This is a genomic window from Cryobacterium sp. Hh7 (assembly GCF_004403155.1).
Lineage (GTDB): Bacteria > Actinomycetota > Actinomycetes > Actinomycetales > Microbacteriaceae > Cryobacterium > Cryobacterium levicorallinum.
Genome location: NZ_SOHG01000033.1, coordinates 18,416 through 43,837, shown reverse-complemented (window position 1 = coordinate 43,837; position 25,422 = coordinate 18,416). Strand labels below are relative to the sequence as shown.

General features: G+C 61.6%; 23 protein-coding genes. 14 read left to right on the top strand and 9 right to left on the bottom strand.

Annotated elements, in window-relative coordinates:
• Positions 1-13: 13 nt before the first annotated feature.
• Positions 14-346: a hypothetical protein gene (locus tag E3T43_RS11155; protein WP_134443722.1), complete on the bottom strand. Its 333-nt coding sequence runs from the start codon at positions 344-346 to the stop codon at positions 14-16.
• Between the two features lie 265 nt (positions 347-611).
• Here E3T43_RS11155 and E3T43_RS11150 point away from each other — a divergent pair, with 265 nt between their 5' ends.
• The 4 genes from E3T43_RS11150 (at position 612) to E3T43_RS11135 (ending at position 5,881) form a co-directional block, all read left to right on the top strand.
• Positions 612-2,684 (top strand): carbohydrate binding domain-containing protein, encoded by a 2,073-nt coding sequence (locus tag E3T43_RS11150; protein WP_134472504.1) that lies wholly within the window; start codon positions 612-614, stop codon positions 2,682-2,684.
• A gap of 86 nt (positions 2,685-2,770) precedes the next feature.
• On the top strand, positions 2,771-3,757 hold the full coding sequence (locus E3T43_RS11145) for a GDP-mannose 4,6-dehydratase (protein ID WP_134443724.1): 987 nt from the start codon (positions 2,771-2,773) through the stop codon (positions 3,755-3,757).
• A 6-nt stretch (positions 3,758-3,763) separates the two neighbouring features.
• Positions 3,764-4,738, top strand: coding sequence for a GDP-mannose 4,6-dehydratase (locus E3T43_RS11140; RefSeq protein WP_134443725.1), 975 nt, complete (start codon positions 3,764-3,766; stop codon positions 4,736-4,738).
• Between the two features lie 12 nt (positions 4,739-4,750).
• The gene (locus tag E3T43_RS11135; protein ID WP_134443726.1) at positions 4,751-5,881 is read left to right on the top strand and encodes a glycosyltransferase family 1 protein; all 1,131 of its coding nucleotides are present in this window, start codon (positions 4,751-4,753) and stop codon (positions 5,879-5,881) included.
• Between the two features lie 12 nt (positions 5,882-5,893).
• On the opposite strand, the gene E3T43_RS11130 is transcribed toward E3T43_RS11135, so the two are convergent.
• Entirely contained in the window at positions 5,894-8,212 is a 2,319-nt protein-coding gene (locus E3T43_RS11130) for a hypothetical protein (protein WP_134472503.1), read from the bottom strand.
• A 201-nt stretch (positions 8,213-8,413) separates the two neighbouring features.
• Between E3T43_RS11130 and E3T43_RS11125 the strand changes: the two genes are divergently transcribed.
• Both E3T43_RS11125 and E3T43_RS11120 read left to right on the top strand, forming a co-directional pair.
• On the top strand, positions 8,414-9,229 hold the full coding sequence (locus E3T43_RS11125) for a glycosyltransferase family 2 protein (RefSeq protein ID WP_241978947.1): 816 nt from the start codon (positions 8,414-8,416) through the stop codon (positions 9,227-9,229).
• The gene (locus E3T43_RS11120) at positions 9,226-11,457 is read left to right on the top strand and encodes a hypothetical protein (RefSeq protein ID WP_134472502.1); all 2,232 of its coding nucleotides are present in this window, start codon (positions 9,226-9,228) and stop codon (positions 11,455-11,457) included. Before E3T43_RS11125 ends, E3T43_RS11120 begins: the two co-directional genes overlap by 4 nt.
• A gap of 21 nt (positions 11,458-11,478) precedes the next feature.
• Here the strand turns inward: E3T43_RS11120 and E3T43_RS11115 are convergent, their stop codons facing one another.
• Positions 11,479-11,976, bottom strand: coding sequence for a GtrA family protein (locus E3T43_RS11115; RefSeq protein ID WP_134443730.1), 498 nt, complete (start codon positions 11,974-11,976; stop codon positions 11,479-11,481).
• Positions 11,977-12,200: 224 nt separating this feature from the next.
• Between E3T43_RS11115 and E3T43_RS11110 the strand changes: the two genes are divergently transcribed.
• A complete protein-coding gene (locus tag E3T43_RS11110) occupies positions 12,201-13,199 on the top strand; it encodes a glycosyltransferase (protein ID WP_241978946.1) in 999 nt (332 codons plus the stop codon).
• A complete protein-coding gene (locus E3T43_RS11105) occupies positions 13,196-14,176 on the top strand; it encodes an NAD-dependent epimerase/dehydratase family protein (protein WP_134443731.1) in 981 nt (326 codons plus the stop codon). The genes E3T43_RS11110 and E3T43_RS11105 overlap by 4 nt, the downstream gene beginning before the upstream one ends.
• Positions 14,177-14,196: 20 nt before the next feature.
• Here the strand turns inward: E3T43_RS11105 and rfbA are convergent, their stop codons facing one another.
• The gene (rfbA, locus tag E3T43_RS11100) at positions 14,197-15,069 is read right to left on the bottom strand and encodes a glucose-1-phosphate thymidylyltransferase RfbA (RefSeq protein WP_134443732.1); all 873 of its coding nucleotides are present in this window, start codon (positions 15,067-15,069) and stop codon (positions 14,197-14,199) included.
• Position 15,070: 1 nt separating this feature from the next.
• Positions 15,071-15,691 carry a dTDP-4-dehydrorhamnose 3,5-epimerase family protein gene (locus tag E3T43_RS11095; protein WP_134472501.1) on the bottom strand — a complete coding sequence of 207 codons (621 nt, stop codon included), beginning with the start codon at positions 15,689-15,691 and terminating at the stop codon, positions 15,071-15,073.
• Between the two features lie 134 nt (positions 15,692-15,825).
• Here E3T43_RS11095 and E3T43_RS11090 point away from each other — a divergent pair, with 134 nt between their 5' ends.
• From E3T43_RS11090 to E3T43_RS19255, 5 genes are all read left to right on the top strand, one after another.
• Entirely contained in the window at positions 15,826-16,668 is an 843-nt protein-coding gene (locus E3T43_RS11090; RefSeq protein ID WP_134443734.1) for a glycosyltransferase family 2 protein, read from the top strand.
• Between the two features lie 77 nt (positions 16,669-16,745).
• Entirely contained in the window at positions 16,746-17,732 is a 987-nt protein-coding gene (gene rfbB, locus E3T43_RS11085; RefSeq protein ID WP_134472500.1) for a dTDP-glucose 4,6-dehydratase, read from the top strand.
• 65 nt (positions 17,733-17,797) lie between these two features.
• Positions 17,798-18,934: a glycosyltransferase family 1 protein gene (locus tag E3T43_RS11080; RefSeq protein ID WP_134443736.1), complete on the top strand. Its 1,137-nt coding sequence runs from the start codon at positions 17,798-17,800 to the stop codon at positions 18,932-18,934.
• Positions 18,935-18,979: 45 nt separating this feature from the next.
• Positions 18,980-19,834: a dTDP-4-dehydrorhamnose reductase gene (rfbD, locus tag E3T43_RS11075; protein WP_134443737.1), complete on the top strand. Its 855-nt coding sequence runs from the start codon at positions 18,980-18,982 to the stop codon at positions 19,832-19,834.
• Positions 19,835-20,263: 429 nt separating this feature from the next.
• Entirely contained in the window at positions 20,264-20,935 is a 672-nt protein-coding gene (locus E3T43_RS19255; RefSeq protein ID WP_241978945.1) for a glycosyltransferase, read from the top strand.
• 199 nt (positions 20,936-21,134) lie between these two features.
• On the opposite strand, the gene E3T43_RS11065 is transcribed toward E3T43_RS19255, so the two are convergent.
• From E3T43_RS11065 to E3T43_RS11055, 3 genes are all read right to left on the bottom strand, one after another.
• The gene (locus E3T43_RS11065; RefSeq protein ID WP_241978944.1) at positions 21,135-22,499 is read right to left on the bottom strand and encodes an LCP family protein; all 1,365 of its coding nucleotides are present in this window, start codon (positions 22,497-22,499) and stop codon (positions 21,135-21,137) included.
• Positions 22,496-23,011 (bottom strand): 5-(carboxyamino)imidazole ribonucleotide mutase, encoded by a 516-nt coding sequence (gene purE, locus E3T43_RS11060; RefSeq protein ID WP_134472499.1) that lies wholly within the window; start codon positions 23,009-23,011, stop codon positions 22,496-22,498. Before purE ends, E3T43_RS11065 begins: the two co-directional genes overlap by 4 nt.
• A gap of 65 nt (positions 23,012-23,076) precedes the next feature.
• Complete coding sequence (locus E3T43_RS11055) at positions 23,077-24,213, bottom strand: 5-(carboxyamino)imidazole ribonucleotide synthase (RefSeq protein WP_134472498.1); 1,137 nt, start codon at positions 24,211-24,213, stop codon at positions 23,077-23,079.
• 131 nt (positions 24,214-24,344) lie between these two features.
• Here E3T43_RS11055 and E3T43_RS11050 point away from each other — a divergent pair, with 131 nt between their 5' ends.
• A complete protein-coding gene (locus E3T43_RS11050) occupies positions 24,345-24,869 on the top strand; it encodes a GtrA family protein (protein WP_134472497.1) in 525 nt (174 codons plus the stop codon).
• Here E3T43_RS11050 and E3T43_RS11045 read toward each other — a convergent pair.
• Positions 24,846-25,421, bottom strand: coding sequence for a PH domain-containing protein (locus E3T43_RS11045; RefSeq protein ID WP_134443740.1), 576 nt, complete (start codon positions 25,419-25,421; stop codon positions 24,846-24,848). The two genes, E3T43_RS11050 and E3T43_RS11045, sit on opposite strands and share 24 nt — an antisense overlap.
• Between the last annotated feature and the right edge of the window lies 1 nt (position 25,422).

Here is a 25,422-nt window from a genome sequence, read left to right as displayed (position 1 = left end):
AAACGAGTCGAGCTCAACGCCGGCGCCCGACGTGCCGTCGCTTGAGGTCGGCGACGGCCAATTGGGAAAATCGTGCAGGGCCAAGTTCGACCGCTTTGATCTGCACTTTTCGCACAAACCTCAATGGCTTCGTGATGCGCCAGGACAGGGTGTTGTGGATATCGCCGAGAATGCGTGACTCAGTGCCGACGACCTCGAGCCAGGAGGCGACAGAGTCATTCTCCCGCGCATCCAGTTCGCTCCGCAGCTGGTCCCGCTCAAGTTCCACCTCGGCCAGACGCTCCGAGAGGGACGATGGCTCGGGCTCGTTCGCGGTGGATGAACCGAACGCTTCGCTTTCAGGCATTGCCTCAGTGTACGACAGAAGCCGCAGGAAGAGCCTCCACCCCGATTCCATTTTTAATGAAAACGGTTCCGCCTGGTGCATCCACAACATAAACTCGGCGTGTAGGGCATCAATTCGGGGCCTGGGGAAGGCACAGAGCACCATGCACCACGCACCACAACGACTTGAACGAGGTCGGCTTTCTCCGCGAGGGATTGCACGATTCCGTCAAACCCGGGCCCAGTGGGCAACGGTAGCCGTGTTGGCTCTGGCAGCATCCTCCCTTGTGACCGGGACTCTCACCGCGAACTCGGCCTCCGCCGCCGATGCGAGTCAGTTCAAAGCTGGCAACATCATTAGCGACGAAACGTTCTATAACGGGAATGCACTCTCCGCCAATGTGATTCAGTCCTTCATCGCGAGCAAGGAAGCGAGTTGCACTGCCTCCAGGGGCCAGCCGTGCCTCAAAGACTACCGAGTATCGACCCCCACGATCGCGGCAACGTCGTTCTGCGCAACGTATAACGGGCGTTCCAATGAACCTGCATCCGACATCATCCAGCGAGTGGGGGCAGCGTGTGGAATCAGCCAGGAAGTTCTGCTCGTGTTGTTGGAAAAGGAACAGGGCCTCGTCAGCAGCATCGCACCGAGCGCTCAGCAATACCGGGCCGCGACGGGATACGGCTGCCCCGACACGGCTGATTGCGACGCCAATTACTACGGGTTTTTCAATCAGGTCTACAATGCGGCCAGTCAGTTCCAGCGCTATACGCAAACAAGTTCCACGCGCGGTTATCAGCCCGGGCGTTACAACAACATTCAGTGGCACCCGACCGCCGCCTGCGGTTCCAGCTCGGTATACATCGAGAACCAGGCCACCGCGAATCTGTACATTTACACCCCGTACCAGCCGAATTCGGCCGCTCTGGCCAACTACTACGGCTCGGGCGACGGATGCTCGTCTTACGGCAACCGAAACTTCTCGCGGATCTTCAATGATTGGTTCGGGAGCCCCACCGAGGGTCGGCTGAAATCAGCGTCCTTTGAAGGCGGCTCAAGCGACGGATGGGGAGGGAGCAACGGCCCCATCAATCAGCTCGTTGCATACGGTCCCCAGCAGGCTCAGCACGGAAATTACTTCCTTGCCACGAACACAAGCGTGGCGGGACGCGCCATGACACAGGACGTCGCTCGAACAACCGTCGTCGGCGAACAGGTGGCCGCGACGATCTGGGTCCGGTCCGCCTCAGGACGTCCGTATGCAGGGACGATGGCGGTCTGGGGCCTCGGCGGCTCGGGAAACGAACAGGCCAACAAGAGTTTCACCGCCACCGACCAGTGGCAGGAGATTGTTGTAAAACTTCCCATCCGCAAGGAAAATCGATCGAAGATTCGTCTCGACATTTACCTGCAAAACACGTCAGACACCCTGTGGATCGACAATGCATCGATGGTATTCGGCGCGGCGCCACCCGTTCAGAACCTCGCCGCCAACCCATCGTTCGAAGGATCCTTCGCAAACTGGGTCCCCGGTAATGGGTTCATGAACCGTCAGATCTACAACGACCCGGCCTTAACGCAATCCGGCTCGTGGTTCGCGGCGTCCAATACGCCTGTGGCCGAACGATCTTTCTCCCAGACAGTGTCGGTGCCGGCCGGGTCGACCGGCAAGTTCGTCTTTTCCGTCTGGCTGCGTTCCTCCAGCGACACCGTGCCGTTCAATGGCACCGTGGCGCTCTGGGGACTTGGCGCACAATCAAAACCGATGAACCTCACCCGGTTTGCAGTCGGCAACACGTGGACCAAAGTGGACGTTGAGGTCGACCTGGGCTCGAGTGGGTCCAGTGCACTCAAGGCAGAGGTCTATATGGCCAACACGACGGACACGCTCTGGTTAGACAACGCGGTTCTCGCGCAGAACGTTCTCCGGGCCAGCTCATTTGAAGGGAACGTTTTCGCCCCCTGGGAACGCAGTGGATCTGAAGTGAACACTCAGGTCCGTTCATCGTCAACAGCGCTGGCTGCCAAGGACGGCAGCTACTTCGCGGCAACAAACACGTCGACGGCCGGCGGGTCCATTCGGCAAGACGTACAGCGGCAAACCACGCCGGGCCACACGTACACGGCGGAGGTGTGGGTGAGATCCGAGGACGGTCAGCCCTTCAATGGTGTCTTAGCACTGTGGGCCTTGGGCGGGACGACCGAGGCCACGAGCCTACCGTTCACGGCAGGCGCCGAATGGACTCGGGTTATGATCGAACTTCCGATCAGAGAAGAAAACCACACGACTCTTCGGTTGGAAACCTATCAAAGCACCACGGCCGGCAACCTTTTGGTCGACGCCACCCGGGTCTACTAGGGTCAGGGCAGCCGCCCTGACAGCACCCCCACCGATCTGCGGATAGGGTTGGGATCGACTCGCTAAACACGGAAACGAAGAGGACTATGCCCCGCGCACTTATCACCGGAATTACTGGCCAGGACGGTCTGTACCTCGCAGAATTGCTGCTCTCTAAAGGTTATGAAGTCTTTGGCTTCATGCGCGGCCAGAACAACCCGAAACGTGAACTGGTTGAAAACACCGTTCCCGGAGTGAAAATTCTCACTGGCGACCTGACTGATTTGTCCAGCATTCTCCGTGCACTCGAAGTTGCCAAGCCCGACGAATTCTATAATCTCGGTGCGATTTCATTCGTGGCGTACTCCTGGGAGAACGCGCACATGACCAGCGAGGTCACCGGATTGGGGGTGCTGAATGCACTCGAAGCTGTGCGGCTGTACTCGCACAACGATCCGCAGAAGGTGCGTTTCTACCAGGCTTCCAGCTCGGAAATGTTCGGTAAAGTTCAGATGGTTCCCCAGAAGGAAGATACCCTTCTCTGGCCACGCTCCCCTTACGGAGTCGCCAAGGTCTATGGGCACTACATGACCATCAACTATCGTGAGTCGTACGGCATGCACGCATCGTCGGGCATCCTCTTCAATCACGAGTCGCCTCGTCGCGGCCCGGAGTTCGTCACGCGCAAGATCAGCATCGCGGTGGCTCGCATCTCCCTGGGGCTGCAGGAGCACATCACCCTGGGCAACATCGACGCCCGCCGCGACTGGGGCTTTGCCGGTGACTATGTCGAGGCCATGTGGCGGATGCTGCAGCAGGACACCCCGGATGACTACGTCATCTCCACGAACGAGACCCATGAAATTCGGGAGTTCCTTGATCTGGCGTTCCGTCAGGTCGGCATCGAAGACTGGGCACCGTACGTCAAGCAGGATCCCCGTTTCATGCGCCCGGCTGAAGTCGACCTTCTCATCGGTGACTCGACCAAGGCACGTACTACCCTTGGCTGGGACCCCAAGGTTGGGTTCGCCGAGCTCGTTCGAATGATGGTCGACAGCGATGTTGCTGAGCAGAAGCTCCTCGCCGGGCTGTAAAACCAGATGACCGTTGCACTTATCACCGGCATTTCCGGTCAGGACGGCTCCTATCTGGCCGAAGCCCTGCTCGCGCAGGGCTTCACAGTGCACGGCGCCGTACGTTCTGAGGCGGAGGTTGACCTCCCGGCCATTGCGCACCCGGACGTCGCGTATCACCGGGTCGATATGTCCGAACCCGAACGGTTGAAACTGCTGATCGAGGATGTGGGACCAGACCACATTTACAACCTGGCGGCGATGAGCAGTGTTTTCCAGTCCTGGCAGCAGCCCATTCAAACCGCCGCAGTGAACGCCATCCCCGTCGCCCAGATCTTGGAATCGGCCTGGCAACTGCAGGAACGGCGGGGCCGCCCGGTTCGGGTCGTCCAAGCATCGAGTGCCGAGTTGTTCGGAAATGCCCAGGAATCGCCGCAGACCGAGCTGACTCCTGTGCGACCCACATCACCCTATGGGGCAGCCAAGGCGTACTCCCACCACCTAATCAACGTTTACCGCGGGCGCGGACTCTTCGCCTCATCGTGCATCCTCTATAACCACGAATCGTCGCGCCGACCCGAGTCCTTTGTCACTCGAAAGATTACGGCTTCGGTCGCTCGGATCTCACTGGGTCTGCAGGATCGTTTGGAGTTGGGGGGCTTGGATGCTCGCCGCGACTGGGGCTGGGCTCCTGACTATGCCAGGGCACTCGCACTCACCGTGCAGGCGGATGAACCCGACGATTTCATCATTGCGACGGGAATCTCACACTCCATAGCTGACTTTGCCCGCTTGGCGTTTGCTCGCGTCGGCATTGCCGACTGGCGGAGGTTTGTCGACCTCAACGACGCGTTCACCCGACCGGTGGATCCTGTCGCACAGGTCGGAGACGCCTCAAAAGCTCTTCGGGTGCTCGGCTGGAAGCCGACCAAACCATTCGCGGAGATCGTGGCCGACATGGTCGACAACGATGTCTCACTCTTGACCGCGCGCAACGCTTAAACTGCAATTCCGATGACTGCGCCATCCGTCTTAATCGATGCCACCTGCGTCCCACGATCCCGCGGCGGGGTAGGGCGGTACGTCGACAGCGTCATTCCGGCTCTGGTCGGCCTCGGCGCCCAAATCACGGTCGTGTGCCAGGAACACGACACCGATCTATTTCGAGCCAGTGGCGCGTCGGTCGTCGCAGCACCAGCTCGAGTGAACCGTGTTCTGCACCGCTTGATCTGGGAACAGACATTCCTGCCGGCCCTGGCACGTCGGCTCCAGATCGATGTCATCCATTCACCGCACTACACGTTCCCCGTACTGACCAGGCTGCCTCGCGTAGTCACCTTGCACGATATGACATTCTTCAGCCTGCCCGACCTCCACTCCCCGGTGAAGAAGATCTTTTTCAAAGCGTGGATACACCTGAGTCGAATCCTCCGTCTCACCGTCGTCACACCGAGCCAGGCAACCGCAGATGAATATGTCCGGGTGACCGGAGCTACCCCGTCCGACGTCGTGGTGGCGTTGCTGGGCTATGACGCAGAGCAGTTTCATCGACCAAGCGAGCAGTCGATTGAGTCCTTTCGCACCGCGCACCAGCTTCCGTCAGGATGGGTCGCTTTTCTCGGCACACTAGAACCACGCAAGAACATTCCAACGCTCATCGCCGGGTATCGCAACGCGATGGGCGACCGGACGCAGGCTTCCAGACCAGCACTTCTTCTCGCAGGTGGTGACGGCTGGGATCACGAAATCGAGCCGGCCATCACTCGAGCCGTGTTGGATGGGTTTGACGTGCGCAAGCTGGGGTACCTGCCCCTGACCGAACTCTCGGCGTTTCTTGGCGGTGCTGCGGTGGTGGCTTATCCCAGCCTTGGTGAGGGATTTGGTCTCCCTGTTCTCGAAGCGATGGCCACGGGAGCGTGCGTCCTCACCACTCGCCGACTGGCCATCCCAGAAATTGGTGGCGACGCCGTGGAATACACCGAGGTGTCGGTCGAAGCCATCAGCCAGAGCCTGCGCGCACTGGTCGCTGACCCAAATCGCTGCCGGGAACTGCGCGAAGCGGGTATTCAGCGGTCGCATTCATTCACGTGGGCGTCAACCGCCGGTAAGCATCAAGATGCTTACCGGCGAGCCCTGCGCTCGTAGCGCTCCTAGCGCCTATTGCACAGTCGTCAGAGTCGGCACAACGACCTCAACAGCCTTCATCAGTTCGAGGTCAGTGGCACGGATATTGCCGACCTGAATGGGACCGCTGTCTCCGCCGACTGGTGATAGCGGTGCGGCACCGTCTCTCACAGCCAGCGGAATTTTGCTGCGACCCGGTGGCACTGTCACATTCAGGGTCACAGATTTCGATTCCACACCTGTCTGCAGCTCCGTTGTACTGCCGTCGGGATAGGTGAAGCGCAACGTCGCGTCCCCTTGCCGATAGGACAGATGAAATGTCAGGGCGATGTCCACTGGCTTGTCACGGGGGTTGTCGAGAGTAAACCCGGGTTCATACGTGGAACCGAGGAGTGGGGCGCTGTATCCCTGGGAAGCGTCCGGTTGGAACGTTGCGAGCACGGGCGTGACCATCCAAGCACCCAGCTTGGCGTTTTCCTCGCTCGTCGTCCCGGCGAGCCCGGCCGTGACTGATACGGTGGTGAAGAAGACATATCGACCTTCGGGCGACTGGTACACGGGTGAGCCGAGCGTCTCGGTCAGGCTGTTGACCGTGGCGGCTGCATCGTCAGGCTCGTACGAGTTCTGGTCGACCAGGATTCCAGCGAAACCGGCGAAGGTCGCTACCGTCGCAAGCTGAGAAACGGTCAATTCTGCCGCAGCAATCCCGCTCCACTCAGAGGTCGGTCGTCCCTTGATCCCGCCACCCGACCACCTGAGGGTGTCGGAGTGCAGGTACGGCTTCAACTGATCCGTGTCCCACACATTGTTTCGCGGCGGTGGCGTCTCCGGAAACTTTCGGTATGGCAGCTGGAAGATCATAGCCTCGCCGGGCACGATCGTTTCGATGGCCTTCACCATAGCCTCATCCTGATCGAAGGCGGCCTTGGTTGCTGAGTAGTTGGGAACGCGCGAGGGAGCGACCTGGTCGAGGTAGCCACCGCCGAGCAGCAGCACAGCCGTCGCCGCCGAGATAGTCGGAAGCAGACCCGTTCGGAGGGAGACTCGTTGATCGAGGCTTCGAAGTGCCAGATCGATCACAAGACCGGTGACGCCGAGGGACAGCATCGCAAGGACGATGGACATTCGATTCCATCCACGAAGGTCACTGGTGAAGAAGGAGACCAGGGTCGAGAATCCACCCAGTGTCGCCAAAAGCAACCCGAACATCGTCAAGGCCGAGATCACTCCGAGAGCCGCCAGGAGTTCGGAGTGGCGACCCGCCGTGCGACCGCGATTCCACGTCAACACGGCATAGAGCGTCAGGACAAGGGCGACGAGGAATCCGAAGGTCGCAACAAACCCGAGCGCAGGTTGTTCGGCAGGAAATGGATAGGTGCCTTCGTAATAGGTTCTGAGCTCGTTCAGCCAGGGAATTCGATGCCCAGGCTGGGGAAGAATGAGTTGCGCGATTTTGAGCGCGTACAGCTCGGCCTCAACGGGATAACGCACGACAGCAGCATCGTTGGCGCCATTCTGCCAGCTGTAGATTATGTCGGGCAGCATATTGGCCAGCATGACGAGAACCGTGAACACACCGGCCGCCACGGCGCCGACGAATGATCGCCACCGTCGTCCGTTGATAAGCTGGAATAGGCCCGCGACGCCGATGAACAGGACGATCCAGAAGGCGTAGTAGGAATTTGCCGTGCCGACAAGAGCAAGCGCAAAGACGGTGAATGCCGCTGGGCAAGTGAACCAAGAGACAAGGCGCGTCGGGGAGTTGTCCGCACGCCAGATGGGACGGCCCCGGGCGATCAAGTAGACAACGCCCAACGCCAGCGGGATCGGGTAGTAGGCGGACAGCCACATGTGGTTCTCACCGCGAATGAAGTGGTACGGAGCAATCGCGTACAGAACCGCGAGGGCGAGTGCGATCGCGCGAGACACGCCGATTAAGCGGAGGAACCACGCGGCGGTGAGTGCAGCAAGCGGAAATCCCAGCAAGAAGTACAGATTCATCACAACACCAAAGCTGTGAATGAATGTGCCCATTACCGATGCAAAAATGTGGTGGAGATTGTCGGCTGATTTCCAGTCGTGGTACACCTGCCCGAACGGTGCGCCGAGGAGACTTTGGCTCTCATACCAGCCCGTCTCGATATCGGTCTTGATATGCGAAGCGATAAGCACGGCATCGCCCTCGTAATTGATCGGGATATACCAGTTGATCTTCCACAGGTCGTATGCCATCCAGGTCACAAATATGGTGACGGCACCAACTAACAGGTAGAAATAGAATTCGCGGCCCGCAATCCGCTGGCGCATCGTCCGGCGCGGTGACGGATCCGTGGCGAAGGGCTGATTGGGCAAAATACTCCTCATGACGCGCTGACAGTGTTGACGTTCGACAGGTGACATCGACATCTCACCGGTACCGCCGATCTAGCCTAACCGGCGCCGACGCTGCGTTCCACGGGCCGAGGTGAGCGCATCCGCTAATATGGGACTCGGCACGCGCTTACATCGTCCATTTCCACAGACAGGCTTATCGTGACTTGCACCGTTTCAGTCGTGATTCCTGCATTTAACAATGTGGAGTACATTCGGGCGGCTGTCGAGTCCGTCCTCGGGCAAACGCATGCCGATCTCGAGGTGATTGTCGCCGACCATGGTTCAACGGATGGCACGTGGGAGTGCCTGCAGGATTTCCTCAGCGACGATCGAGTGACCTTGCTGCAGACTCCTGCCGGCGGCAGTGCGATACGCAACTGGAATCGGGTGACCGAGTGCGCGTCGGGCGAGTTCATCAAGTTGGTCTGCGGAGACGACATTCTCTATCCGCGCTGTATCGAAGTTCAGCTTCAGGCCTTCGCGGAAGGAATTGCGCTGGTCGCGTCACCGCGGGACATCATCGATGCTCGCGGCGACCTGGTCCTGCGGCGCTGGGGTATCCGGGGCAAGCGCAGACGCATGTCGGGAGCAACGGCGATCCGCCAGGTCGTGCGTGCCGGAACGAATATCTTCGGAGAACCCGCCTCGGTACTCATGCGACGCAGCACCCTTTTCGCCAGCGGCCTGTGGCAGTCGGAACGACCGTACCTCATCGACGAAGCCACTTATGTGAACGTGCTCCAGCACGGGGATTTTGCCCTCGTTCCCGAAAGCCTGTCGGCATTTCGCATGAGCACAAGCCAGTGGAGCGTCAAACTCGCCAAGGAACAGTCCGACCAGGCACTCGCGTTCCATCGGAGTCTGCTTAAGTCGCGGCCAGACATCCTGACTAGACGCGACGTACGTCTGGGAAACGTGCGGGCACGGCAAATGGCGTTGATGCGTCGCGTTAGCTATGTCTGGCTCAAGAATCGCATGTCACGAGAAGAGACATGATTCGCCTCCGTCGTTCCGATGTGCTGCTGTACTCGGCGGCAGCGGTGCTGTCGGCGGTTTTGGTAATCATAACCCTGCAGTTGTGGCGTGCGAACCTGTCGGTGCCGTTCACCTACCGAGGAGATGCTCTCCCTGTGGGCGCGCACTTCAAAACGGTGATCGAAGAAGGCTGGTATGAACATCAGCCCCGGCTGGGAGCGCCCTTCGGCCAGCATTACAGCGACTTTCCCACCGCGGATAACCTGCACCTGATCGCGGCAAAGTTTCTCAGTCTCTTCACGTCCGACTGGGGAACGGCAATGAACGTGTATTACATCGCCGGTTTCATTCTCACCGCTCTGACCGCGGTCTGGTTCCTGCGCGTATGCACCATCTCACGGTCGTTGAGCCTCGTGCTCGCCGTGCTCTATTCCCTGGCCCCATACCATTTCATACGCGGCGAGAGCCATCTGTGGCTCGCTTCGTATTACACCGTGCCTCTGGCATTGGGGCTGAGCGTTCTTCTCTTTCAGCGCCGCCCTCTCTGGGGATGGGGAGAATCTCGGCACCGCATGGTGCGTATCATCATGAGCCCGACGATGCGTTCAGTTGTATTTCTGGCCTTGCTGGGCACCTCGTCGAGCTACTATTCAATATTCTTTCTGGTACTGCTGGCGATGTCGGGCATCGCCGTGCTCATCCGGGATCGAAACTGGCGCGTGTTCTGGGGTGCCGCTGGCGCCGGGCTGCTCACTGTGGCGGTCATGATCATAAATATGCTGCCGGATTTTCTGTATCAGCAGGAACACGGGCAGAACCTTTCCGGACTGGAGCGCAGTCGCGCTGAGACCGAATTCTATTCGCTCAAGCTCGTGCAACTCCTGCTGCCGTGGCCGGGGCACCGCCTGGAACCGCTCGCCGCCCTGCGCGCCCAGTACGACTCCTTCTATTTGGCTGTTGGGGAGCAGCCGGCCCTCGGCGTCATCGGCGCCGTCGGACTCGTCGCGGCATTCGTGCTCATTGTCATTCTCATCGTGGCGCGTACGAAGATTCCGTCGGAGCACAGAACTGGCGGCTCATGGTCGTTGCTCGGAAACCTTTCAATTCTCGTATTCATCGCCTTCCTGTTCTCCACCCTGGGCGGCCTGTCGACCGTCATATCTTTTGCCACGAGCAGCCTGCGCGGCTGGAACCGGATGTCGATTCTCATAGCTCTTCTCTGCCTGGCGATTGTGGGCCTTCTTCTCGACCTGGCTCGGCGACGATGGGGCTCAGGCCACGGACCGCGCACCCAACGCACGGTCGCGGCGCTCCTTGCCGTTGTTCTGCTGGGTGTCGGGTTCTACGATCAGACTCCGGGTAACGCGGGTGACGAGTACGCCAGCAACGAGGCTGCCTACACCGCGGATGCCGAATATTTCAGCACGATTCAGGCCTCTCTTCCCACTGGCGCGATGGTGCTTGTTCTCCCCTACATTCCATTCCCGGAAAGCTCTGCAGCAACGGGTCTTCTTGCCTCCGATCAGCTGATCCCTTACCTCCATACGAGCACCGTCCGATGGTCGAACGCCGGGATCAAGGGCAGACCGACCACCGACTGGCCGGGTCAGCTCGCGATGTACCCGACCGACCTGACGGCAGTCCTCGCCTCAGCCGCCGGGTCGGACGGGATTTTAGTGGATCGAGCCGGACTCGCCGACAGCGGTCGCGAGCTCGAAGCCGCCATCGTGAAAGCGAGCGGAGCATCCGCTTTCACCAGCCCCAACGGACGCTTCGCCTACTTCGATATTGCGAGTTTCCGCGCAGAGCAAGATGCGAGCCGATCTACCGTGGATCGCGCTGAGCTTCTCGCTTTGATCACCAAACCGGTCATGCTCACCTTCCCGCCGGACTTCAACGCGGCACTCGACGAAAACGGATTGACTGTCGCCCAGAGCAATGACGCCAATCCTCGATTGGCCCTTGTGAACGTGCGGTCCAGCGCAGTGGAGGTGACGATTTCGATGGTGGTCACGAGCAGCGTCACTCAGGGCAGGACAACCATCACCCTCCCCGACGGATCCGTGCTCAGCGAGGACTACACCGGTTCCACAGCGGCGTTTACCGTAGCGCTAGCCGCGAAGCCGGGAGACCATCCGATCACCGTTCAGGTCACAGATCTAAACGGGACCCCGGTTTCCAAAACCGTCCTAGGTGAGATTCACCTCGAACAAGACGTGGTTCTGAAACTTGCGTCGAATCGCGGCTAGGTCTTCAAGACCCACCTGCGTCTAGACAGAGGGTGTATCCGGAGCACTTCTGTCGAACGGTAACGGGCGACGACGGAATGAGAAGAACTTGTGGCCGACATAGCTGACAGTAGTGGTGACAACGACAATCACCGCTTGAGCGCTGAGGGGCGACCAACCCAGCAGTTCAACCAGCAACGGCAACGACACAGTATTGATGACCAACGAGACCACGTAGACGCCCTGAAATCGAAGAAAGTCTACGAGGACATTGCCCCGGACGTGAAAGACGAAGCGTCGATAAAGATTGAACGCCAAAAGACTGGCGAGCGCATATGAGCCGTACAGACTCCCCAGATAGCCGATCACGTGTCCGATGGTCAGCCACAGTCCGGTGTACAAGCCAAACCCGACCACGGTATTCGTGCCGCCGACGATGAGGAACCGGACTCGTTGATCGCGAAGGATTACTCCTGTGAGCCTCTTCAAGCTGTCCAGCGTGGTCTGCAGTCGTGGACGTAGATTCGATGGGTTAGACATACGCGTCGAATCCTTCCTTTGGACAGCTCGTGAACCCTGACACCGGCAATCCCGCCGGCTCTGATCGTTCCCGCAAGTCGGAACAGAGATAACTTAGTTTACCGGCAGTCCTCCCGCAGACCGCGCCGTAAAACATCCGTTCCGGCACCAGCGTCAGACCCTGCTGCCCAAAGCCCGCGTGCTAAATTGGCATTGTGCCTACAGAACCGAATCCAAGTGACAATGTGACCCCAGAACGACCGCACGAAATCTCCGTCGTCATTCCGGTCTACCAGGGCGAGCAGACCTTGCCCGCTCTCATCGCCGAGTTACAATTCCTCACCAATGTCACGAATTCGCCGGACGGTTATGGGTACCTGGTGCGCGAGGTTCTCCTGGTATGCGACAATGGTCCCGACGAATCTCCGCGCATCATGCGTGAGTTGAGTGACCAGTACGACTTTGTCCGGCCAATCTGGTTGAGCCGTAATTATGGCCAGCATGCCGCGACCCTTGCTGGAATGGCGTCCTCGGGAAGCGAATGGATCGTGACCCTCGATGAAGATGGGCAGCATGACCCGGCCGAGATTGGCGGGCTTCTCGACACAGCCATGCGTGAGCAGGCATCCGTGGTGTACGCCAAGCCGACGAACCCCGCGCCACACGGATATCTCCGCAACTCGGCCTCGTCTGGGGCGAAATGGCTACTGACGAAGTTGTTCACAGGCTCGAACGCGCCCGACTATCAAAGCTACCGACTCATCCTCGGAAATATCGGTCGCAGCGTCGCAGCCTACTCCGGGTCCGGGGTCTATCTTGATGTTGCCATGGGATGGGTCGCCGGAAAGGTGGTCACCTCGCCCGTGCGACTCCGTGGCGAAGGAGACCGTCGTTCCGGATATTCCGCTCGCCGACTCTTCTCTCATTTCTGGAGCATGATTCTCTCCAGCGGCACACGTGCGCTTCGGTTCGTCAGCATTCTTGGAGTCGCTATCGGCCTGATCGGCGCCGCGCTTGCAATGGTGATCGGGCTCTCCCGGCTGTTCGGGAACGTCGTGCCGGAAGGTTGGGCGTCAACCATCGTCATCGTTCTGTTGAGCTCAGGCGCAGTACTGTTCTCGCTCGGCGTGATCGCCGAGTACATCGGAGTCAATGTCAACATGGCGATGGGCAAACCGCCCTACCTCATCACAACCGATCCCTCGCACGGGCCACTCGGTCGGCGTCACCAGCACGTGTCGTGACGGCTGCCGCGTGGGTTATTGGCGCTCGCGGAATGCTCGGTCGGGCGACGACCAGGCAGCTCGAGAGCGGGTCGAACTGGCTTCGAATAGAGCAGCCATCGCTGCCGTGGAATGACGACAGCCTCCTCGAACAGGCCGCAGAACGCGGCATGCGGGAGCTGTTGCACCAGGCCAGCACAGTCGGTGGCGGGTGGGCCGTTTTCTGGGCGGCCGGCACCGTGGTCACGTCGAGTCCTGCTGAGGCGATGACGGAGGAACTCCGACAGTTTAGAGTGGTACTCAGTGCGATCGAACGCAGCGTGAAGGGGCATCCCCTCGCCCGAAGGGGCTGCATCTTTTTCGCATCGTCGGCCGGTGGCGTCTATGGCGGATCGGCGAATCCCCCCTTCACCGAGCTCACGATGCCCGTCCCCATCTCTCCATACGGTCATTTCAAGTTGCACGGTGAAGCAATTCTCGAAGAGTTCTCGCGCCGGTCGGGGGTATCGAGTCTGAGTGGACGCATTTCAAACCTCTACGGGCCCGGCCAGAGACTCGACAAGATGCAGGGACTCATCTCCCACGTCGCTCGCGCACAGTACACCGGACCGCCCACCTCGATCTACGTTCCTTTGGATACCCTACGCGACTATATCTTTGTCACGGACTGCGCAGCCCTCATCGCGGACTCCACCTTGCGTGCGCTGGAGGTGACGGCAAAGCGCGGCACGATTCAAGCAACGAAGAACCTGATTTCAGGTCGCGCGGTCACGATCAGTTCGCTGCTCGGATATTTCCGCGTGCTCTCGAAGGGTCATCCGCGGGTGATGCTCGGATCATCGGCGGCCGCCGCACTTCAGGCCCTCGACCTGCGTCTCGATTCCGTCGTGTGGACAGACCTCGACGATCGAGAGCAGGAAAGTCTCCCCTCGGGAATCACGGCAACAATGATGGACATTCTCGCCGGCATTCAGCGCGGCACTTCCAACGCTCCGTAGCGTCAGACGACGTCCCCGACTCAGCCCTTAATACTAGCGAGGAGGGCCGTCAAGTACTTGCCGTAGCCACTCTTGTTGAGTGGAGCTGCCAGGAGTTCCAGCTGGGCATCGTCGATCCAGCCCGCGCGCCACGCGATTTCCTCAATGCATCCGATCTTGAAACCCTGGCGGTCTTCGATGACGCGTACGTACTCACTTGCCTGCATCATGGATTCAAACGTTCCGGTGTCGAGCCAGGCTGTGCCTCTGTCGAGAACCTGAACGCGGAGTTTTCCGCGGTCGAGGTACTCCTGATTGATCGTTGAAATTTCAAGTTCACCGCGGGCACTCGGCTTGATCGACTTGGCGATCTGAACGACAGAATTGTCGTAGAAATAGAGACCCGGAACGGCGTAATTGCTCTTGGGAACGGCGGGCTTCTCTTCAATGGACACGGCCCGGAATTCTCCGTCGAACTCTACGACTCCGTAGGCAGCCGGCTCGGCAACGTGATACGCGAAGATGAGCGCCCCGTCAATCCCCGCATTGCCCCGCAAGGCCGTTCCAAGGCCGGCACCGTGGAAGATGTTGTCGCCGAGAACCAGGGCGACGCTGTCGTCTCCGATGAATTCTTCGCCGATGGTGAACGCCTGCGCGAGCCCGTCCGGGGACGCCTGCACCGCATACTGAATGGCAAGACCCAATTCGGACCCATCCCCGAACAGAGCGCGGAACTGGCTGGCATATTCCGGCGTCGTAATAATGAGAACTTCCCGGATGCCCGCCATCATGAGCGTTGCCAGGGGGTAGTAGACCATCGGCTTGTCATATATCGGCATGAGCTGCTTGGAGATGCCTTTAGTTATCGGCCACAGCCGGGTTCCCGACCCCCCAGCCAGAATTATCCCGCGCATGTCACGCCTTTCCTATCGATGATCCGTTGAGCGATTCGTAAAAGGCCCGCGATTCCGCCCAGGTCGGGAGGAGCCCAAGCGACTGCGCCTCCATCAGCGAGGGCCCGTCAGTGTCTTTCTCTGAAAGCAATGGCACCCCCGCTTCCAGCGGGAAGACCAGGGCGACGTCCGAATCGAGTGGGTTGATACCGTGCTCGCGTGTGGGGTTGAAGGTGTCGGAGACCAGGTAGGTGACGGTCGCATTGTCGGTCAGTGCTACAAACGCATGCCCCAGCCCTTCGGCCAGATACACACTGCGATGCTCGACGTCATCGAGGAGCACGGAATCCCACTGGCCGAAGGTGGGCGAACCCACTCGAATGTCAATGACATAGTCGAGCACAGCACCAGAAACGGCGGTCACGTATTTAGCCTGGCCGCGAGGGATGCTCGCAAAGTGGATGCCGCGTACTACGCCCTTGCGCGAAACCGACAGGTTCGCCTGGCGAAGGTCGAGTGCGTGACCAATGGTCTCCTCAAGACGGTCGAACCGATACCACTCGAGAAACAGCCCTCGGTCATCCGCGTGTTGTTTCGGGGTCAATTCGTAGGCATCTGGGATCTTGAGTTCACGGATCTGCACCCCCAGAAGTCTACACAGTGACTGTGCCGGTAGAATTGACACGACTTCTTCTCGATCGGAACGGTACCTGCACGCATGAGACTCGGACATACTCGCGATCGCGCTATCTCGAACGTCGAGGAAGTCTCGACGTCATGATCGCTGTGGTTACGGTAAGTCACGGATCAGACGATGTCCTCCGGCCGTTCCTGGCCAGCGTCGCCGCCGCGAGCGCACAGCCACTCCGCATCGTCGTGGTCGACAACAAACCGCTCGGCAGTGAAGCACATGCCATCGCCGCCGAATACGGAGCGGAGTATCTTCGCGATCAAAATCATGGCTACGGTCACGGCATCAATGCCGGTTTTGCAAGCCTCGGCGAAACACCGGCCTGGGTTCTGGTCTGCAATCCCGACCTTGTGCTGGCGCCCGATTCCATCGATATCCTTCGCGCTGTCGGCGATTCCGATCCGTCCATCGGCGCCGTCGGACCCCGCATTCTGAACGCTGACGGAACCACCTACCCGTCGGCGCGTGCCCTGCCTTCAATTCGAACGGGTTTGGGGCATGCTCTCTTCGCAAATATCTGGACCTCAAACCCCTGGACGCGCCGGTACCTCCAGGGAACCAAGGGTGAACCCCACCGTCGCGAGAGTGGCTGGTTGTCGGGCGCCTGTCTCTTGATCCGTGGCTCAGTCTTCGAGGAACTGAACGGTTTCGACGACACTTACTTCATGTATTTTGAAGATGTCGACCTGGGGTACCGGCTCCAAAAGGCGGGGTACCGCTGCATTTACGAGCCCGTCGCGGCCGTCACCCACACCGGCGCCCATTCGACCCAAACCGAGTCGACCCGCATGCTCGCTGCACATCACGAGAGCGCCAATCAATTCCTCTCACGCAAGTACAGCGGTGTACTTCTGTGGCCTCTGCGGAAAGCCATCACGGCCGGTCTCTGGGTACGTTCGCGATTCCAACAACGCAACAAGACGCATTGACCAGTGCCGCCGAAGCCGCTACGAAAGATCCGGTAGAATCACCGGGTCCCCTCAGTCAATGGAACGGTACCTTTTAGATGAAGATCCTCGTCACCGGCGGCGCCGGTTTTATCGGCTCCAATTTTGTGCGACGCACGATTGAAGACAAATACCCGGGCCTAGAAGGTGCCGAAGTTGTCGTGCTCGACGCATTGACCTACTCGGGCAACCTCGCAAACCTCGCCCCGATCGCCGATTCTCCGCGCTACAGCTTTGTGCACGGTGACATTCGCGACGGCACACTGCTCGACACCTTGTTTCCCGGGCTCGACGCGGTGGTGCACTTCGCCGCCGAGTCGCACGTTGACCGCTCCGTGATGGACTCGACGATCTTCGTGGAAACCAACGTACTCGGAACCCAACAACTGCTCGACGCGGCGCTGCGCCACAAGCTCGCACGGTTTGTGCACGTCTCCACTGACGAGGTCTACGGGTCTATCGCCGAAGGCTCCTGGAACGAGGAGCGGGCGCTAGAGCCCAACTCCCCCTACTCCGCGTCGAAGGCCGGCAGCGATCTGCTCGCCCGCAGCTACCACCGCACGCACGGCCTCAACGTGTCGATCACACGTTGCTCGAACAATTACGGTCCGTACCACTTCCCCGAAAAGGTCATTCCCCTCTTCGTGAGTAACCTCATTGACGACCTGCACGTTCCGCTTTACGGCGAAGGCAACAACATTCGCGATTGGCTGCACGTTGACGACCACACCCGCGCCATTGCGATGGTGCTCGTGGGCGGCCGCGCCGGCGAAATCTACAACATCGGCGGAGGAACCGAGCTGACCAATAGGGAGCTCACCCAGCTGCTCCTCGACTCGACCGGCAAGGATTGGTCTTACGTTGACCGCGTCACCGACCGGCTCGGCCACGACCTACGTTATTCGGTGGACATCAGCAAGATACAGGCCGAATTGGGTTATGCCCCCGAGGTTCCGTTCGACCAGGGCCTCGCCGAGGTGGTCCAGTGGTACCGCGACAACCGCGAGTGGTGGGAACCGCTCAAGGCTCGTGCGGCGCTCAGCTGACATGACCCGTGTCACCCGGCCCCTGCGCCGTGCACGCTCGAACTTTCATCGGAGATGAGACGTAAATGACGACACTGCGCGTGATCGTGGAACAGATGCTCTCACCTGTACCAGGCGGCATCGGGCGCTATACAGAAGAAATCACGCGCCAGCTGATCGCGACTGCCCCCGACGACTGCAGCGTCGAAGGTGTGGTGTGTGCGTCGACTCCCGAGAAGTATGCCTCGGTTTTGGAACGATTGCCCGGCCTGGCGAGCTTGTTCAAGACGACGCTGCCGCGCCGGGAACTCGCCGCGGCCTGGCAATTGGGGCTGACCTCCCTGCCCGGAGGGGGCATGGTACACGCGCCAAGCCTGCTGGCGCCCCTACGACGGCACGATCGCGCCACAGACCAGAATCAGGTCGCCGTCACCATTCATGACGTTGTGCCGTGGACGCACCCGGAAACCCTGACTCCGCACGGTGTCACCTGGCACAAAGCGATGGCGAAACGAGCCAGAAAGCACGCCGACGCGATCATCGTTCCCACCCACGCCGTCGCCCGCGCACTGTCGGAGATTATCGATTTCGGGGACCGCATACGCGTGATCGGCGGTGCCGTCAGCAGCGAATTACGTCTTCCGCTGAACGCAGATGAGCGAGCTGCTGAACTCCAGCTGCCCAGCGAGTTCATTCTGACGGTCGGCACGCTCGAACCGCGCAAGGGACTGACCGCCCTCATCACCGGGCTCGGACTGCCCGGTGCCCCCGACCTGCCCTTGCTCATCGTCGGGCCGCAGGGCTGGGGAGAACTGGACGTGGCCGCTGTAGCCGACGAGGCAGGGCTGGCCGAAGGACGGGTGCGCGCCCTGGGTTTCGTGAGTGACAGCGACCTCGCGCTCATTCTTTCGCGCGCAAGCGTATTCGTGTACCCGAGCCAGGCCGAGGGATTCGGGCTTCCCCTGCTTGAGGCGATGAGTTTCGGCACCCCCGTGGTGCACAGCGACGCTCCCGCACTCGTCGAAGTTGCGGGAGAGGCCGGGCAGATTGTGGCACTGAACGATGCCGCTGGGTATCCGGAACGCCTGGCGGCGGCCGTGGCGCGCGCGGTCAACGATCGCGAGCTGCGGGCCGCCCTGCGCCTGCGTGGCCTGGACCGTGCGAAGGCGTACAGCTGGCGCGACTCAGCAGAGCGGGTCTGGCAATTGCATGCGGACTTGTAACCCCTGCAGGCAACTGCACTCCGTCACGACTCGAGCGGCGCTGATATGACACGGTATTTGATCACCGGAGCCACCGGCATGCTGGGGCGCGACCTGCAGACGGCGCTGGCCGGACGCGACCTGACGGCCCTCGGCCGACGTGAGCTCGATGTGACCGACCTTCACGCGGTGATGGCCGCCGCTACGGAGCATGACGTCATCATCAACTGCGCTGCGTACACCAAGGTCGACGACGCCGAGACAAACCAAGACGATGCCTACCAGATCAACGCGGTGGGGCCGCGCAATCTGGCAGGAGCGGCATCCGCTGTGGGGGCGAAACTGGTGCAGATCTCGACGGACTACGTCTTTGACGGCAGCGCGACCAGGCCCTACGCCGAGGACACCGCGCACAGCCCGATCTCGGCCTACGGCCGCACGAAGGCGGCCGGTGAAGACTTCGTGCTCGCCGAGAACGGCGCCCGCAGCTACATCGTGCGCACGGCCTGGTTGTACGGCAAGAACGGTCCGAACTTCGCCAAGACCATGCTCAAGGCCGCTGGCACGCGCGACACGCTGAACGTCGTCAACGACCAGGTCGGCCAGCCCACCTGGACGTTGGACCTCGCCGCCCAGATCGTGTTGCTGCTCGACTCCGACGCGCCCGCCGGTATCTACCACGGCACGAACTCCGGGGTCGCTTCGAAGTTCGACCAGGCCCGCGACGTGTTCGCCCTGGCCGGACTTGACCCGGAACGCGTGCTGCCGACCGACAGCTCGGCGTTTGTTCTGCCGGCGCCCAGGCCCGCGTACTCCGTGCTCGGCCACGCCAATTGGGCGGCCGCCGGGCTTGAGCCGATGCGCAGCTGGCAGTCGGCCCAGGCCGAAGCTTTCGCCGCGGGGGTTTTCGAGACAGCATGATCACTCTGCGGGTAGTCGTCGACCAGATGGTCGCCCCGGTTCCGGGCGGCGTCGGACGTTACACCGAGGAACTCACGCGCGCACTGACGGCCACCGCGCCCGCCGCACAGTAGGAACTCATTGAGGCCGCCCTGCCGGGCCTGGCCAACCTGCACAAGACGACGCTGTCCCGCCGCGAGTTGGCAACAGCTTGGGCACTGGGCGTAACTGCATCGGCCGGCACCGGCCTGATCCACGCACCGGGACTTCTCGCTCCCCTGGACCGCCACAACCGTGCCCACGACGGCACCCAGATTGCAGTGACCCGGCGCGATGTACTGGCGTGGACGCATCCATCGTCGCTGACGCCAACGACCGTGGCCTGGACAAAAGGCATGCTGAAGCGCGCCCGCAAGCACGCCGATGCCATCGGTGGTGCCGAGCCATGCTGTGGCGAGGCAACTAACCGAGATTATAGACCTGGGCGACCGGGTGCGCGTGATCGGCGGGGCAGTGGGGCGCGGGCTCGTGTTGCCGGCCATTCCCATCGTGGAAGAGCGCGTGCAGGAGCTGGGCCGCCCGTTGCAGTACATTCTGACCTCCGGGTCGCTTGACCCACGCAAGGCCGTGACGTTGCTGATCGCGGCGTTCGGGCTGCCGAATGCGCCCGACCTGCCGCTGATCGCGCTCGGTCCGGACACCTGGGGCGAGCTCGACCTAGCTTCGGTTGCCGATGAGGCCGGGCTCGCACCGGGGCGCGCGTGCGCGCTGTCGGGCCTGAGCGATTCCGACCTGGCCGTGGTGATTGCCCGGGCGTGCATTTTCGTCTATCCCAGACTGGAAGAAGGCTTCGCACTGCCGATCATCGAGGCATTCCACCTCGGCATTCCGGTCGTTCACTCCGACGCCCCAGCACTGCTCGAAGCCGCCGGTGATGCCGGCGTCGCGGTCGAGCGATCAAACACCAAAGAGCACCCTGCGCGTCTCACCGAAACGATCAACCGGGTGCTCGGCGACAGCGTGCTGCGGAGCCGCGTGACGGTGCACGGTGGAGACCGCTCACGCGCCTTCAGCTGGCGCGACTCCGCCGAACGGGTGTGGCAGCTGCACGCCGACTTATAACACACGTAGCCATCCGCTTCGGCAATCACGAGAGACGCGGCACGGTCGCGCGGTCGCACACTGCAGCAGGGCTGCCAGCGGCTGCCAGCGGCTGCCAGCGGCTGCCAGCGCTCACGGCCTGCCACGCAGAGCGTCTGGGCGCACATGCCGGATCTGGCGTGCGCGACGCCGGAAGATCAGGCGTGGCGACTCGTCGGGGTCATGGAGCCGGGGTGACGGTGGGCGCGGGAGCCAGGACTGCGGCGACCATGGCCTGGATGACGGCGTAGTCGGGGTCTTCGGGGTCGACGCCGTTCTCGGGAATCAGCGGCACCGAGATCACCGGTAGTTCCTTGGTCTTGGCGGCCAGGGTGACGAAGTAGCCCAACATGCCCTGGGGAACATCCGTCTTGATCACCTTAGAACCGGCAGCGGCGATACCCTGAAATTTGGTGAGCACGTTTGCCGGGTTGAACTGCGCCAGCAGAGCTTCCTGCAACTGAGTTTGGCGGCCCATGCGGTCGTAGTCGCTGGTCGTGTGTCGTGACCGTGCATACCAGGTGGCCGTGGTGCCATCCATGTGTTGCGGGCCGACCTCGATCCAGCCTTCGACCTCATTGAGCTGCTCGTCGCCACCGATGGGAAGGCGCTCAGAAACTGTGATGTCGACGCCACCGAGTGCGTCGATGAGGTCAGAGAACCCCTGCATGTCGATCAGCACGTAGTACTGAATGGTGAGCCCGGTGATGCCCTGCGCGGCCTCGAGGGTGGCCTGAATTCCCGGGGAACTGCCTTCGGCCACGGCATTCGGGTAGTACTCGGGGCGTTTGAGCTCGGCTTCGGTGAAAATGGAGTTAAGCATGCACGCCGACACGTCGCATCCGTCGATCGATCCGTATCCCTCGGGGTACAGCGCGCCGAGCGAGGAACCGGCCGAGAACGGCACGTCCTCGAGGTTGCGCGGCAGGCTGATGGTCGTGGCCTGGCCGGTCGTGGCGTCGATGCTGACCACGGAAAGGCTGTCGGGGCGCAGGCCGTCCCGGTCAGCGCCGGCGTCCCCGCCGAGCAGCAGGATGTTGTAGCGGCCATTGACCGGCGGTTCACTCGGACCGGCGACGAAGACGGAGGAGAGGAATCCGCTCGCCGAGGTTGCGACGAAGGCGCCATAGCCAGCCGTGCCGCAAACGACGACCATGAGGGCCGCGGAGAAGGCGGCGATCAGCGGGCGGGCGCCGGGCGCGGCTTTCAGCAGGTTGATCAGGCTGAGGGTGTTGACGGTGAGCACGAGCCAGGTGAGCGCGTAGAACGCGAGCACTGCGGCGGCGACCCAAAGGCCGATCGTGCTCGTGAACACCGTGAGCACGGCCGCGGGCCAGAACAGGTAGACAGCCCCGGCGACGATTGCCGAGGCCACCAGGATGAGCGTGGCGCCGAGGCCGAACCGGCCGAGTCGTCGATTGCCGGCGAGTACCTGCGCCGAACCGGGGAGCACGAAATTGAGTACGACCAACCACCACGCACGCGTCGTCATGATGCGCGTGGAGCCGGAATTCGGGTGCCGGATCGGGTCAGTCACACTGCTCATAATCGCTCTTGGAGGTCCCGGTTCTTCTGCTCGACCAGGTCGGCGAGTGCGACGGAATAGTCTTCGAGCTTCACGCGTAGCGCGTCATCGCTCGTGGCGAGAATCTTGATCGCGATGAGCGCGGCGTTCTTGGCCCCGCCGATCGACACGGTCGCGACCGGCACGCCGGCCGGCATCTGCACGATCGACAGCAGCGAGTCGAGGCCGTCGAGCAGTCCGAGCGGAACAGGAACCCCGACCACGGGCAGCGTGGTCATGGCGGCGAGCATACCGGGCAGGTGCGCTGCTCCTCCGGCTCCAGCGATGATCACCTTGAGGCCACGGGCCTGCGCGTTGCGGCCATAGTCGAGCATCTTCTCGGGGGTGCGGTGCGCAGAGACGACCTGCACCTCGTGCGCCACCCCGAAGTCCTTGAGGGTCTGCGCGGCGGCACTCATGACGGTGAAGTCGGAGTCGCTGCCCATGACCAGGCCGACGAGCGGCGCGCTGGAGTTCACGGGAACACTGTTCATGGGCACAGCGTTTATGGGCACAGCGGAAGGCTCGATGTTGTCTGGCACGCAGATGATCCTATTGCTCAAGACTGAAAGATTTGTGCAGTGGCACGCGCCTGGTAGGCAACTTCGTCGAGATCGTCGCCGCCCGCGGTGACGTGGCCGACCTTTCGGCCAGGCCGTGACGCCTTCCCGTAGTTGTGCACTTTCACCAGCGGATGCTCCGCGAGGGCGCTCTGATACCGGTCGCCGAGCGAGCCTTCCGAGGGCCCCCCGAAGATGTTGACCATGACCGTCCACGGGTCACGGGCGCCCGTCGCCCCGAGCGGCAGGTCAAGCACGGCCCGCAGGTGCTGCTCGAACTGGCTCGTCGTGCTGCCGTCAATCGACCAGTGGCCGCTGTTGTGCGGACGCATGGCGAGCTCGTTAATGAGGAGGCGCTCATCCGTGGTCTGAAACAGTTCGACGGCGAGCACCCCGGTGACACCGATTCCCTTGGCCACGGCCACCGCGATGTCGGTGGCGACGTCGGCGAGGCGGCCTGCAGACTGCGGGGCCGGCGCGATCACCTCGGCGCAGACACCGTCTTTCTGCACGGTCTCCACCACCGGCCAGACCGCGATCTCCCCGCTCGGGCGGCGCGCGACGACCTGGGCGAGTTCCCGGCTGAAGTGCACGAGCTCTTCGACCAGCAGGGCGCCGCCGTTGCCGTCCTCGGCAAGCGCCAGAAACCAGTCGGCAACGTCGTGTTCGTGGCTGACGACGCGCACACCCTTGCCGTCGTAGCCACCGCGGGCGGTCTTCACAACGGCGCGGCCGCCGTGCGCCTGCAGAAATTCGGCGAGGCCGGCGGTATCCGTTATGCGCGCCCAATCGGGTACGGGCAAGCCCAGCTCGGCCAGCTTCTCGCGCATGAGCAGTTTGTCTTGCGCGTACAGCAGCGCGTCGGGGCCGGGATGCACTTTGACGCCGGCGCTGACGAGCTCGCGCAGAATCTCCTGCGGCACATGCTCGTGGTCAAAGGTGATCACGTCGACGGTCTCCGCGAAGGCCAACACCGTGGGCAGGTCGCGGTAGTCGCCGACGCTGACGGCGGCCAGTTCGGCGGACATACCGTCGGCTTCGGCGAGTACCTTGAGGTCGATGCCGAGGTTCACGGCCGCGGGAATCATCATGCGGGCCAGCTGGCCCGCGCCAATCACACCGACGGTCAAAGCCATCTGTTCACCATTTTCTGTGCACGCGTTCAGCTAAACGCACGTTGATACTCAGCCCGGAGAATTCCGCACGCCGTAGACTGCGAGACTTCACTGCATTCCTAGTGCCACTTTACCGAACGGCGGACGGACGCATGTCGATCACACTGAAGCAGCGCCTGCTCAATTTTCTGAGCCAGGGCCTGAAGTTCGGCACCGTCGGCGCCCTCGGCTTCGTGGTGGACTTCACCGTCTTCAACCTGCTGCGCACCACAGTGCTCGACTCGGCCGACGTGCACGCCGGCCCCATCTACGCCAAGATCATCTCGACCGTGCTGGCTATTCTGGTGAACTGGCTCGGTAACCGGCACTGGACCTTCAGGAAGTATCGCCAAAACCATACGGCACGCGAGGGCCTGGAGTTTCTCGCGGTGAGCCTGGTCGGTATGGGCATCGGCATCGGATGCCTGTGGTTCAGCCACTATGTGCTCGGCTACACCAGCGTTCTCGCCGACAATATCGCCGGCAACGTGGTGGGTCTTTTTCTGGGCTCGGTGTTTCGCTTCACTCTGTACCGCTACTGGGTGTTTGCGCCGAGTCGCAGCGGCGCGTCGGCATCCGCTGCCCATGCGGACACTCGCAGTGGCGCGATTGCGCTAGCGGCGGCCCCAGAACGCTGACTCGTCGGCGTGCGCCGACTGCTCCTGCCGGCGGGAACCCATGACGGTCACCGACTGCTCCATCAGGTCGTGCAGCACGCTCTGCACCAGGTCGACGTTGGGAATGTCTTTCAAGATGAGCGGATGCTCCAGCCCCGAATTGATCAGCACCGTGCCCGAGTGGAACCCGGCCTGCAGCCAGTTCTGCCGCACGCTCACGTCGTAGCCGCGGCTGTGCAGCAGTTCTTGCCGAGTACGCACGAAGAATCCGTGGCGAAAGATGATCCGCCGGGTGGTGATCGTGTAGCGCTTGGTCAGCCAGGCGGCGAGCGGCAGCAGCCAGCCCAGCACGGCCAGCACGATGGCGCCCGGCAGCAGGGCCGCGTTCTGCCAGGGTTCGGGCAGGTTGCCGGCGAAGTAACCGGTGGCGCCGGCCAGGGCGAAGAGCAGCAGGGTGGGCCAGAGCAGCACCCGGGCGTGCGGGCGCAAGCGGGCGACGACCTCCTCCGGCCGACTCTCCCGGGCGTAGCCTGAGGGTTCGGTCTCGTTGGTCTCTGTCTTCTTCGGTTTCATT

Coding starts and splice junctions, on each gene's coding strand:
- E3T43_RS11140 (WP_134443725.1), top strand. CDS start 3,764: ATGACCGTTGCACTTATCACCGGCATTTCCGGTCAGGACGGCTCCTAT.
- rfbA (WP_134443732.1), bottom strand. CDS start 15,069: ATGCGCGGGATAATTCTGGCTGGGGGGTCGGGAACCCGGCTGTGGCCG.
- E3T43_RS11115 (WP_134443730.1), bottom strand. CDS start 11,976: ATGTCTAACCCATCGAATCTACGTCCACGACTGCAGACCACGCTGGAC.
- rfbD (WP_134443737.1), top strand. CDS start 18,980: ATGACACGGTATTTGATCACCGGAGCCACCGGCATGCTGGGGCGCGAC.
- E3T43_RS11080 (WP_134443736.1), top strand. CDS start 17,798: ATGACGACACTGCGCGTGATCGTGGAACAGATGCTCTCACCTGTACCA.
- purE (WP_134472499.1), bottom strand. CDS start 23,011: ATGAACAGTGTTCCCGTGAACTCCAGCGCGCCGCTCGTCGGCCTGGTC.
- E3T43_RS11155 (WP_134443722.1), bottom strand. CDS start 346: ATGCCTGAAAGCGAAGCGTTCGGTTCATCCACCGCGAACGAGCCCGAG.
- E3T43_RS11135 (WP_134443726.1), top strand. CDS start 4,751: ATGACTGCGCCATCCGTCTTAATCGATGCCACCTGCGTCCCACGATCC.
- E3T43_RS11120 (WP_134472502.1), top strand. CDS start 9,226: ATGATTCGCCTCCGTCGTTCCGATGTGCTGCTGTACTCGGCGGCAGCG.
- E3T43_RS11050 (WP_134472497.1), top strand. CDS start 24,345: ATGTCGATCACACTGAAGCAGCGCCTGCTCAATTTTCTGAGCCAGGGC.
- rfbB (WP_134472500.1), top strand. CDS start 16,746: ATGAAGATCCTCGTCACCGGCGGCGCCGGTTTTATCGGCTCCAATTTT.
- E3T43_RS11045 (WP_134443740.1), bottom strand. CDS start 25,421: ATGAAACCGAAGAAGACAGAGACCAACGAGACCGAACCCTCAGGCTAC.
- E3T43_RS11055 (WP_134472498.1), bottom strand. CDS start 24,213: ATGGCTTTGACCGTCGGTGTGATTGGCGCGGGCCAGCTGGCCCGCATG.
- E3T43_RS11145 (WP_134443724.1), top strand. CDS start 2,771: ATGCCCCGCGCACTTATCACCGGAATTACTGGCCAGGACGGTCTGTAC.
- E3T43_RS11065 (WP_241978944.1), bottom strand. CDS start 22,499: ATGAGCAGTGTGACTGACCCGATCCGGCACCCGAATTCCGGCTCCACG.
- E3T43_RS11090 (WP_134443734.1), top strand. CDS start 15,826: ATGATCGCTGTGGTTACGGTAAGTCACGGATCAGACGATGTCCTCCGG.